12 protein-coding genes are annotated in these 10,140 nt (G+C 65.2%); 7 read left to right on the top strand and 5 right to left on the bottom strand.

The genetic code is table 11. From position 1 onward, the window contains the following. A partial coding sequence (locus JHD07_RS22565; RefSeq protein ID WP_291626007.1) for an N-acetylmuramoyl-L-alanine amidase occupies positions 1–687 on the top strand: 687 nt, incomplete at its 5' end. Between the two features lie 22 nt (positions 688–709). On the opposite strand, the gene JHD07_RS22560 is transcribed toward JHD07_RS22565, so the two are convergent. After that, positions 710–2,317: a Na+/H+ antiporter gene (locus tag JHD07_RS22560; RefSeq protein ID WP_291626005.1), complete on the bottom strand. Its 1,608-nt coding sequence runs from the start codon at positions 2,315–2,317 to the stop codon at positions 710–712. A gap of 165 nt (positions 2,318–2,482) precedes the next feature. Beyond that, the gene (locus JHD07_RS22555; protein ID WP_291626003.1) at positions 2,483–2,857 is read right to left on the bottom strand and encodes a nuclear transport factor 2 family protein; all 375 of its coding nucleotides are present in this window, start codon (positions 2,855–2,857) and stop codon (positions 2,483–2,485) included. A gap of 94 nt (positions 2,858–2,951) precedes the next feature. On the opposite strand from JHD07_RS22555, the gene JHD07_RS22550 reads away from it, so the two are divergent. Both JHD07_RS22550 and JHD07_RS22545 read left to right on the top strand, forming a co-directional pair. Next, positions 2,952–3,380 carry a GFA family protein gene (locus JHD07_RS22550; protein ID WP_291626001.1) on the top strand — a complete coding sequence of 143 codons (429 nt, stop codon included), beginning with the start codon at positions 2,952–2,954 and terminating at the stop codon, positions 3,378–3,380. Positions 3,381–3,563: 183 nt separating this feature from the next. Further along, positions 3,564–5,393 carry a caspase family protein gene (locus JHD07_RS22545; protein ID WP_291625999.1) on the top strand — a complete coding sequence of 610 codons (1,830 nt, stop codon included), beginning with the start codon at positions 3,564–3,566 and terminating at the stop codon, positions 5,391–5,393. Positions 5,394–5,435: 42 nt separating this feature from the next. On the opposite strand, the gene JHD07_RS22540 is transcribed toward JHD07_RS22545, so the two are convergent. After that, positions 5,436–6,128 (bottom strand): DUF1345 domain-containing protein, encoded by a 693-nt coding sequence (locus JHD07_RS22540; RefSeq protein WP_291625997.1) that lies wholly within the window; start codon positions 6,126–6,128, stop codon positions 5,436–5,438. Between the two features lie 9 nt (positions 6,129–6,137). Then, positions 6,138–7,061, bottom strand: coding sequence for a polyprenyl synthetase family protein (locus JHD07_RS22535; RefSeq protein WP_291625995.1), 924 nt, complete (start codon positions 7,059–7,061; stop codon positions 6,138–6,140). Between the two features lie 161 nt (positions 7,062–7,222). Here JHD07_RS22535 and mtgA point away from each other — a divergent pair, with 161 nt between their 5' ends. The 3 genes from mtgA (at position 7,223) to JHD07_RS22520 (ending at position 9,047) form a co-directional block, all read left to right on the top strand. Continuing rightward, positions 7,223–7,897 (top strand): monofunctional biosynthetic peptidoglycan transglycosylase, encoded by a 675-nt coding sequence (gene mtgA, locus JHD07_RS22530; RefSeq protein ID WP_291625993.1) that lies wholly within the window; start codon positions 7,223–7,225, stop codon positions 7,895–7,897. A 171-nt stretch (positions 7,898–8,068) separates the two neighbouring features. Then, positions 8,069–8,251, top strand: a complete 183-nt coding sequence (rpmF, locus tag JHD07_RS22525; RefSeq protein WP_007598106.1) for a 50S ribosomal protein L32 — start codon at positions 8,069–8,071, stop codon at positions 8,249–8,251. Between the two features lie 142 nt (positions 8,252–8,393). Beyond that, complete coding sequence (locus tag JHD07_RS22520) at positions 8,394–9,047, top strand: hypothetical protein (protein ID WP_291625918.1); 654 nt, start codon at positions 8,394–8,396, stop codon at positions 9,045–9,047. A gap of 6 nt (positions 9,048–9,053) precedes the next feature. Here JHD07_RS22520 and JHD07_RS22515 read toward each other — a convergent pair whose 3' ends face one another. After that, positions 9,054–9,314, bottom strand: coding sequence for a hypothetical protein (locus tag JHD07_RS22515; protein ID WP_291625916.1), 261 nt, complete (start codon positions 9,312–9,314; stop codon positions 9,054–9,056). A gap of 220 nt (positions 9,315–9,534) precedes the next feature. On the opposite strand from JHD07_RS22515, the gene JHD07_RS22510 reads away from it, so the two are divergent. Then, on the top strand, positions 9,535–10,140 hold a 606-nt coding region (locus JHD07_RS22510), incomplete at its 3' end, for a GGDEF domain-containing protein (protein ID WP_291625914.1).

Below are 10,140 nucleotides of genomic sequence, written 5' to 3'. Positions count from 1 at the left end.
CCACCGGCCAGATGCGAGATGCCCAAATTCCGGATCGTCGTGGATGTCGGGCACACGCCGGATTCCTACGGCGCGCTCAGCGCGCGCAATGATCCGGAGTTCGGCTTCAACTTCCGCCTCGCTAGGTTGATCACAACGAAGCTCAGGTCTGAAGGCTTTGCCGCAGCCCGCCTGCTGGTCACGGACGGCAAGGCGAAGGCTAGCCTGTTCAAGCGCGTCAGTGCCGCGAATGACGCCCGAGCCGATCTGTTCCTGTCGGTTCATCACGATTCGGTGCCGGACAAGCTGCTCGAGACCTGGGAATTCGACGGCGCAAAGAGCTATTTCAGCGACCGCTTTTCGGGTCACTCGCTATTCGTGTCGCGGCAGAACCCGCACTTCGGGACCAGCCTGAGGCTGGCCCGGATCATCGGCAGACAGTTGAAGGAGCAGGGCCTGCATTATGCCAGCCAGTACACCCTGCCGGTGATGGGCCGCCACCGGCGCCAGCTGCTCGACAAGGATGTCGGCGTCTACCGCTATGACGGGCTCGTCGTGCTGTCGCGGACGCGGAGCGCCGCCGTACTGCTCGAGGCCGGCTCGATCATCAATCGCGACGAGGAAATGGAGCTGAACGCGCCGGAGCGGCACGAAGCGGTCGCGGGCGCCGTCGTGGCCGCGATGAGGGAGTTTTGCGAGAGGCGGTAGTCTCCTTCGCTGCCGACGAGACCTACAGCGGCGCCTCTCGATACTCCCGGTTCGCCAGACTGGCCTCTTCCAGATCCAGATCGCGTTCGATGCGACGGCGTGTTTCGTCGGTGATCTGGCCGTCGCGCAGGAGATCATGGATGAATTTGCGTTCGGCGGTGATCAACTCGCGGGTCAGCGCGGTGCCGTCAGATGAGACGTCGTGATGATTGGGGTCGAGCGCACCGGGCAACTGGCTGACGCGGATATCGTGGCGGGCACGGAGCAGCTGCATCACCTCGTCCGACACTTCCTTCTCGATGGTCAGTGCATCCAGCGATCTGAGCGCGGCATCGAGCGCACGGCGACGGGCGGCGATCTCGGCCTGGTGCTGGGCCGCATGCTCGCTGCGGCCGGCTTCGGCGACGCCGAGCCAGCGCACCACCGGCGGCAACGTCAGGCCGACGCCGATCAGCGTGACGAAGATGACGCCGAAGGCGACGAACAGGATCAGATCGCGATACGGAAACGCCTCGCCATTCGGCAGCGTGAACGGCAGCGCCAGCGCGGCGGCCAGCGACACCGCGCCGCGCACGCCGGTGAAGGCGAGCACGAACGGCCATTGCCATGGCGGCGACGGGTCGCGCTCGCGGAGGGACTTCGAGAGCATTCGCGGCAGATAGGTCGCAGGATAGAGCCAGGCGAAGCGCGCGACGACGACGATCACCAGCACCACCGCGGTTGCGATGAGAATGTCGTCGAGCGGGAAGGTTTTCGATTTCTCGTAGAGCGCGCGCAACTGGAAGCCGGTGAGCAGGAACAGCATGCCCTCGATCAGGTAGATCACGAGGTCCCAGAAAAAGATGCCTTGCAGGCGCGTCGCCGAGGAGATCAGCAACGGGCCATTCCAGCTGACATAGAGTCCGCAGGCCACCGTTGCGATCACGCCGGAGCCGCCGACATGCTCGGGCAGCCAGTACGAGACATAGGGCGTGATCAGCGACAGCGTCAGCTCGACCTGCGGATCCCCCGACCATTTGCGAAAACGCAAGGAGAGCCAGCCGATGCCGATGCCGAAAGCGATCTCGCCGGCGACGATGAGGAGGAATTCGCCCGCCGCCAGCGGCAATGAGAAGTGCCCGACCATGATCGCGGCGAGCGCGAAGCGGTAAAGGATCAGCGCCGTGGCATCGTTGGCGAGTCCTTCGCCCTCGAGTATGACCAGGATGCGGCGGGGCAAATTGAGCCGTCGCGCGATCGCGAGCGGCGCCACCACGTCGGGCGGCGCGACGATGGCGCCCAACAGGAAGCCGATGGTCCAGGGCAGGCCGATCAAATAGTGCGTGGCCGCCGCCACCATCGCTGCGGTGAAGATCACCGCGCCGACCGCGAGCAGCACGATGGGGCGCAGATTGTTCCTGAACTCGCGCCAGCTCATGGCGACGCTGGCCGAGTAGATCAGCGGCGGCAGCACCATCAGGAGCACCAGTTCCGGCGGCAGCTCGACCGCCGGCATGCCCGGCACGAAAGCGAGGCCGACGCCGGAGAGCATCAGGAGAATGGCGGGCGCAATGTTGAACCGGCGCGCCGCCAGTGCGGTGACCGCGAGCACGGCAAGCAGGATGAGAAAAGTCTGAAATTTGGCTTCCATGATGGTCTGTCTTGACCCGGAAGCGCGCGCAAGGTCAATGCGGCTCTGCTCACGTCAGCTGGCCGGCGATCGTGCGTCCAATCTGCGCAAGCAAAGTCGCCTCGCTCGCAATGACGAATGGAGAACGAGTGCGCCAGATTCGGGCAGCGGAAGAGCGGAAAGGACTCATTCCCGCAGGTCGTACCGGTACGATTTCGACACGATCTGCCAGCCATCGGCGAGCTTCATCGCGACCAGATAGTCGGTGAAATAGCGCGGCGGCAGCTGGCAGCGCACCTTGATGAAGGCGGTCTTGTCGTCGGAACGGTCGATGGTGACGATGAAGTCCTCGCGCGGCTTGCCTTCTGCCTTGGCGGAGGCGCGCTTGCGCACGCGGTCGAGCCAGTCGGGCACCGTTAGGACCTGCAGCTCGCCCTTTTCGACCCAGCGCAGATCGGCGGAGGGATGGAAGATGGCACCGAGCTTTTCGGCGTCGCCCTCGTACAGTCCGTCGAAATAGGATTGCACGACGGCTTCGACGCTCGACCGGTTCTGGCTCATGGGTCATTCCTTTGCATGATGGCTTCGGCGAACTTAGTCGGAGAGATCGAAATGCGCTATGGATGTCTCGGGTCAATTGCGCAAGGTCTTTGGAATGATTGGTTCAAAGAATTCGAACGCTCGCATCCTGATCGGTGAATGCTATTGCCGCGCCGTCCGCTTCGAGGTGGCCGACGAGTTCTCCTATGCGATGAATTGTCATTGCTCGAACTGCCGTCGCACCACCGGCGCCGCCTTCAAGCCGTTCGCCGGCATCCCGCACGACAAGCTCCGCATTGTCAGAGGTGGCGACCTCCGGATGATCTTTGGAGACGAGACCACCCACAACGCGCATTGTGCCCACTGCGGCTCGCTACTCTATTCCCGGGTCCGAGAAGGAGAATGGGTCCACGTCGCCATGGGAACCCTGGTCGATGCCCCCTCGATCCGGCCGAGTGCCCATATTTTCGTGGGTTCGAAAGCGCCTTGGTACGACATTACGGACAATCTGCCGCAATATCGGGAGCACATCGGGGTTGTCTGACGGAACCAGGCTCGCGCGCCATTGACTGGCGAACCACGACAGGGCTGGCGCGACAAACCAAGAGGGGGCCTTTGGCCTGTCGTCGGCGTCCCCTTCGTGACCTCCATCACAAGCGCCGGCGGTGAATGCTGCTAAAGCGGTCCCCAAAGGGCCGAACGGCCCGGAACTATCGGAAGTGGTGTCATGCGCAGTTTGCTCAGACTTTGTCCGCTCTTCATTGCTCTCGGCCTGCTGTTGGGCGCCGCGCCCGCTGTTGCCGGCAAGCGCGTTGCGCTGGTGGTGGCCAACTCGGCCTATCAGCATGCGCCGTCGCTGACCAACCCCGTCAATGACGGGTCTGTGATGGCGAAGATGTTGAAGGAGGCCGGCTTCGACATCGTCGAGTCCCGGCACGATTTGTCGGCGCTGGACACACGGCGCGTCCTGCGCGACTTCGCGGATGCAACCCGCGATGCCGATATCGCCGTGGTCTACTATGCCGGTCACGGCATCGAGGTCGAAGGCTCGAACTATCTGATCCCCGTCGACGCCAAGCTCGAGCGCGACACCGACGTGTATGACGAGGCGCTTTCGCTCGATCGCATCCTGGTCGCGGTCGAGCCCGCAAAGCAGCTTCGTCTGGTGATCCTGGACGCCTGCCGCGACAATCCGTTCGGCAAAAAGATGAAGCGCACGGTTGCCACGCGCAGCTTCGGCCGGGGCCTTGCCCAGGTCGAGCCGAACAGCCCCAACACGCTGATTGCCTATTCGGCCAAGGCCGGCTTCACGGCGCAGGACGGCGACGGCGTCAACAGCCCGTTTACGGTTGCGCTGTCGAAGCATCTGACGACGCCGGGCCTCGACGTCCGCCGCGCCTTCGGCTTCGTGCGCGATGAGGTGCTCAAATCGACCGGCAACAAGCAGGAGCCGTTCGTCTACGGTTCGCTCGGCGGCGAGGACGTGCCGCTGGTGCCGGTCAAGGTGGCGGCGACCACGCCGGTGGCGCCCGCGGCGAATCGCCAGGCGGATATCCGCCGCGACTACGAGCTCGCGCTCCAGGTCGGCAACAGGGCGGCGTGGGAAGCCTTCCTCGCCCAGCATTCCGACGGCTTCTATGCGAGCCTTGCCAAGCTCCAGCTCGAGAGGATCGGCGCCGAGCAGGCACATGCGGCGGCGATCGCGAAGGCCAAGCAGGCCGAGGCGGAGCGCGATCGTCTTGCTGCGCTCGGCGCGCAGAAGGATGCGCAGGCCAGAGCCGCGGCCGATGCGAAGGCTGCCGAGCAGGCGCAGCTTGCCGCGCAGAAGGCCAAGGAGCAGGCGCAGCAGCAGGCGGCCGCCGCCGAGCAGCAGCGCGTCAACCTTGCCGCTTCGGCACCGAGTGCTACGCCCAGCACCGCGAACGCTGCCGGCACCAACGTCGCCTCGCTGACGCCTGCGGCGACGCCGGCCGATCTCAACCGCTCGGTGCAGGCCGAGCTCGGCCGCGTCGGGTGCTTCTCCGGGCAGGCCGACGGCAATTGGAATACGTCCGCGCAACGATCGCTGTCGCAGTTCAATCGTTATGCCGGCACCAAGCTCGACGTGAAGGTCGCGAGCCCCGATGCGCTCGATGCCGTCAAGTCGAAGCCGGCGCGCGTCTGCCCGCTGGTCTGCGAGCACGGCTTCAAGGCTGACGGCGACAAATGCACCAAGATCGTCTGCCGCGAGGGCTATGCGGTCAACGACGACAATGAATGCGAAAAGCAGCGTGCAGCCAAGCCGGCCAAGCCCAAGCCCGCGACGGCCAAGCGTGACGATGGCGATGAGCGTCCCGGCCCGCAGCGTCGTCAGTCCGGCGGTGCGGCAGGTGTCGCCGCGGGCGGCTACGGTGCTGCTGCCGGCATCGCTGCTGCCGCTGGCGGCAGCCGTGCCTCGGGTGGCGGGCAGATCATCTGCAACAGCACCGGTTGTCGTCCGGTCCATCGCGGTTGCCGTCTCGAATATCGCGGTGGCGGCGGCCCCGGCAACGACGCCCATGCCGAGGTCTGCTACTGAGCACCTTCAAACGTCGTCCCGGCGCCTGCCGGGACGACCCGATCAGTTCGAGATCGCGCTCGCCGCGATGTTCACCGTCAGCGCCAGCAACGCCGTGTTGTAGATGAACGAGGCGATCCCATGCGCCGTCGCCGTGCGGCGGATGGTCTTGTCGGTGATGCCGACGTCGGAGACCTGCGCGGTCATTCCGATCACGAACGAGAAATAGACGAAGTCCCAATAATCGGCATGGTCTTCCTGGTCGCCGCCGCTCGGGAATTGCAGGCCGCCCGGCTTTGTGTTGCGGTAGTAATCATGCGCGTAATGCAGCGCGAAGATCGTGTGCACGGCGGCCCATGACAGCACGATGGTGACGATTGCGATCGTCAGCTCGAGGACGCCGCGATGCGGCGTGCCGAGCTCGGAGACGATCGCTGCGATGCTGGCAAAGGCCCCGATCGCGGTCACGAGCAGGATCACGAAGCGGCCGTCATCCTGCATCGCTGCGGCACGGCGGATATGCTGATGGTCGTTGCACAGCATCATCGCGTAGACCAGCACGAGATAGACAGCGATCAGCGCGTCCCAGCCGAGCAGGAGCCGTGTCACCACCCGGAAGGTCCCCGGCAACAGCAGGCAGACTAGGACGCCGACGGTGAGTGCGATGAAGGTCCGCGGCCTCGCATAGATCAGCCGCATCGGCCGCGACATCCGGCGGAAGCGAACGAGGACGGGATCCTCTTTGCCGCCGGCCATTGTCTTGCGTCAGTTCTTCCGTTCGGCGACGAAGCGCGCCGCTGCTTGCAGCACGGCGGCGCGGTCGCCGAAAATCGACACGGCGCTGTCGGCGCGCGCGAGCAGGTCGCGTACGCGCTGCTTGGCGCCTTCGATGCCGAGCTGGGTGACGAAGGTGGTCTTGCCGAGGGCGGCATCGGCGCCGGCCGGCTTGCCGAGCGCGGCCGCGTCGCCTTCGACGTCGAGCAGGTCGTCGGCGATCTGGAAGGCCTCGCCGAGTGCGCGGCCGTAATCGTCGAGCGCCTGATATTCCGCCTTCGAGGCCTGGCCTAGGATCGCGCCGGCGATGCAGCCGTAGCGCAACAGCGCGCCGGTCTTCATCTGCTGGATACGGGCGACGTCGATCGGCTCGTTGCCGCCGAAACGGCCTTCGCCGGCGAGGTCGAGGATCTGGCCGCCGACCATGCCGCCGATGCCGGCGCAGCGCGCCAGCGCGCGCGTCAAGAGCAGCCGGACATTGGCGTCGCGGTGGACCTCGTCGCGCGTGATGATGTCGAAGGCGAGCGTCAGGAGCCCGTCGCCGGCGAGGATCGCCGTGGCGTCATCGGTCTTCTTGTGCAGGGTGGGGCGGCCGCGCCGCAGGTCCGAATTGTCCATGGCCGGCAGGTCGTCATGGATCAAAGAATAGCAGTGGATGCATTCGAGTGCGGCGCCGACGAGCAGGGCCGCCTCGCGCGGCACGCTGAACACGGCGGCGCTTTCGACCACCAGGAAGGGGCGCAGGCGCTTGCCGCCGTTCAGGCTCGAATAGCGCATTGCGTCCATCAGTCGCTTGGGCCGGGCGATTTCGTCATGCAGGATGTCATCGGACAGCAGGCGCCCGAGCAGGGCCTCGGTGTCATCAGCGGTCATGTCCAGACGTTTGGCGAAATCGGACGGGGACGTGCCGGTCATCAAGAGGGGCTCCAGAACTAAAATTCGGCGGGACAATCCTTTATGCGCCCGCCCCAGTCAATCGTTTGGAAGGCCTAAAAAGTGCTGGAAAAGGCCCGAATAATCACAGACTTAATGCTCCAGCCCGTAGCCGTGGTTCAGTTTACGCCGGAAAGGTCGATTTGCGCTTCGTCAAAATCCTGCTGGTCGTGCTCGCGGTCGTGGTCCTTGCGCCCTATGTGATCGCGCCGTTCTACCGCACCGGCCACCCTGTTTCGACGCTGATGGCCTGGCGCAGCTTGCAGGGCGCGCCGATGCAGCGGCAGTGGATCGATCTGGCTGATATGTCGCCTTCTCTGCCGCGCGCGGTGGTGGCGGCCGAGGATGCCCATTTCTGCAAGCATCACGGCATCGATTGGGGCGCATTACGCGAGGCGATCGACGACGCCAGGGAGGACGGCGGCGCCTTCCGCGGCGCGTCCACAATCACCCAGCAGGTCGCCAAGAACCTGTTCCTGTGGCAGGGCCGCGATTACGTCCGCAAGGCGCTCGAATTCCCGCTGGCACTTTGGATCGACCTCGTCCTGCCCAAGCAGCGGATTCTCGAAATCTACCTCAACATCGCCGAGCTGGGCCCGCAGGGGCAATTCGGCGTCGAGGCGGCCAGCACCTACGCCTTCGGCAAATCGGCTGAAAACCTATCGCCCCGGGAGGCGGCACTTCTGGCCTCGATCCTGCCGAACCCGGTGAAGCGCAGTGCCCGGACGCCGGGACCGGGTGTCCGGCGGCTGGCGGCTACCTATATGGCAAGAGGGCAGGCGAGCTCGCTTGCGACCTGCTGGCGGGAAAATCGCTGATTTTGGGCCCATTCCGGGCTCATTTTCCGGTCCAAGAGCCTAGCTTTACGGACGGCCTTCCTCTATAAGCGCGGCCTTGATCGGCATTCAGCTCGCCCCGTTATTTGCGGGTGCTGAGCCGTCCCTTCGCGGACGATGCCCTGATGACACCAATCCCTAGAGGATGTTGAAATGGCCGTTCCGAGAAGAAAAACCTCGCCGTCGCGCCGTGGCATGCGCCGCTCGGCTGACGCCATCAAGAAGCCGACCTATGTGGAAGACAAGGACTCCGGCGAGCTCCGTCGTCCGCACCATCTCGACCTCAAGACCGGCATGTACAAGGGCCGCCAGGTCCTGAAGAAGAAAGAGTCCTGAACCCAGGACCCTTCTCCAGGCGGGATGATCGTGCCTGCCTGATTTCGGCCAACCCATGAGATAGACGGTGACGGCGGCGGAGCGAATGCTTCGCCGCTGCATTGTTCTGTCCGGATATCTTGATCGAGAAGGCATCTCGTCGATGGTCGGTTTCCCGCTGCTTCTGATTCCGCTCGCGGTCTACAACATCATCGCCTTCCTGATGCCGACCGTGTCCTTCACGGACGTGCTGTTCAAGGTCCCGATGATGTCCGGCGAGGTCTGGCCGGTCACGCTCGCCGATCTCCTGCTGGCGCTCGGCGTGGTGCTGCTGCTGCTCGAAGTGGTCAAGGGCGCGCGGCCCGGCTCGAAATTCCTGATGGATCATCTGCTCTCGCTGATCGTCTTCGGCGCCGCCGCCGCCGAATTCGTGATGTGGCCCAAATTCGGCAACTCCACCTTTTTCCTGCTGGTGCTGCTGGCGATGGCGGACTTCTTCGCCGGCATTGCCCAGCGTACGCGCCGCCGCGTCACTTATGTCGCCGAGACCACGGTGCCGGCGCCGCGCAGGGCCAAGCGCAAGGCCGAAGCGCCGGCGGAGGATGTGGAGTCCGAGCGCAAGTTCGAGCCGGTGGTTGCGCCGCAGCCAGCACCGGCGGCACCCGCCTCCTCGGCGCAGTCCGTCGCCGAATCCGTGCTGATGGACCATCCGGCGCCGAAGACGGCGCAGGCTACCGCGCCGTCGCCGGAAGTACCCTCACCCCATCTTCAGCCGGGCAACGGGACGCCACCCCCGACTGATGCGCCGCCGCGCTGATCGGCCTCAAGCCACCAGCCGCGTTCGCAATGCGACGCTTCCCAGCGGCCGCTTGTCGCCATAGGCCGTCCGCGCATCTTCGGAAGAGGCGCGGCGGAGCCGGCTGGCCTGGGACGGATATTCGGCATTGGCGATGAGCTGGGTGACGAAGCTCGGATCGGGGCGCGGCAGCGGCGCCTTGTGAACCCAGCGCAACGTGGGCAGCAGCGGCACAAGGGCCGTGCCCGTGCCGTTGTCCGCCCCATCCGCTCGATCGGTACCCAACATCGCATTCACCGTTGATCCGGCGAGATTGTCGCGTTTCGGGACGCGGGAGCCGGTGCGAGTCCTGTACTCGCAAGGCCTATGCCGGCCGGACCGGTTTGGTTCCCCGCGCCGGCAAACGTGGTTTCCAAATTGTTTATCAACTTTGCCTAGGGTCGGGGGCGAATCTGGCTCTATCCTGTGCCGGCTCAGGACTTCTCCACTGTCCCGAAACGAGGCGATTTTGACCCCTGCATTGCCGCAAGCCTCCGACATCCTGGCCGCGCTCGGCCAGGCCGTGTTCGCCTGGGACATCGCCAGCGACGTCATGGTCTGGGGGGAGCAGGCCGCCAGCATCTTTCCCGGGATTCCCGCCGAGCGGCTCGCGACCGGCGCCGAATTCGCCAAGCTGATCGAGCCCGCGCAGTCGCTGCGGACCGCGGCGCTGGCGCAGACTTCCCCCGTGCACGGCGCCGACGGCACGCCATACCGGGTCGAGTACGGCGTCCGCATGAGTGCCTCCGATCCCGTGGTCTGGATCGAGGAGACCGGCCGCTGGTTCGCTGGTCCCGACGGCCGCCCCGTGCGCGCGATCGGCTCCGTGCGCATCAACAATGAACGCCACGCCCGCGACGAAGAGCTGGCGAAGCTGGCCCGGCTCGACCCGCTGACGGGTGAGCTGAACCGCTCGCATCTGATCGCAGCGCTCGCCGAGGCGATCGAGGAGACGGCCCGTTTCCGCTCGACCGCGGCGTTCATGCTGGTCGGCATCGATCATCTCGCCCGCGTCAACGACGCCTTCGGCTTCGACGTTGCCGATGCCGTGATCCTCGACGTCGCCAAGCGGATC

It is taken from the genome of Bradyrhizobium sp. (genome assembly GCF_016462955.1).
GTDB lineage: Bacteria > Pseudomonadota > Alphaproteobacteria > Rhizobiales > Xanthobacteraceae > Bradyrhizobium.
This window is presented reverse-complemented; position numbering and strand designations above follow the sequence as displayed.

Excerpts from the sequence above, each read along its gene's own strand:
- JHD07_RS22515 (WP_291625916.1), bottom strand. The coding sequence starts at position 9,314 with ATGTTGGGTACCGATCGAGCGGATGGGGCGGACAACGGCACGGGCACG.
- JHD07_RS22545 (WP_291625999.1), top strand. The coding sequence starts at position 3,564 with ATGCGCAGTTTGCTCAGACTTTGTCCGCTCTTCATTGCTCTCGGCCTG.
- JHD07_RS22535 (WP_291625995.1), bottom strand. The coding sequence starts at position 7,061 with ATGACCGGCACGTCCCCGTCCGATTTCGCCAAACGTCTGGACATGACC.
- JHD07_RS22560 (WP_291626005.1), bottom strand. The coding sequence starts at position 2,317 with ATGGAAGCCAAATTTCAGACTTTTCTCATCCTGCTTGCCGTGCTCGCG.
- JHD07_RS22520 (WP_291625918.1), top strand. The coding sequence starts at position 8,394 with ATGGTCGGTTTCCCGCTGCTTCTGATTCCGCTCGCGGTCTACAACATC.
- JHD07_RS22540 (WP_291625997.1), bottom strand. The coding sequence starts at position 6,128 with ATGGCCGGCGGCAAAGAGGATCCCGTCCTCGTTCGCTTCCGCCGGATG.
- JHD07_RS22550 (WP_291626001.1), top strand. The coding sequence starts at position 2,952 with ATGATTGGTTCAAAGAATTCGAACGCTCGCATCCTGATCGGTGAATGC.
- rpmF (WP_007598106.1), top strand. The coding sequence starts at position 8,069 with ATGGCCGTTCCGAGAAGAAAAACCTCGCCGTCGCGCCGTGGCATGCGC.
- JHD07_RS22555 (WP_291626003.1), bottom strand. The coding sequence starts at position 2,857 with ATGAGCCAGAACCGGTCGAGCGTCGAAGCCGTCGTGCAATCCTATTTC.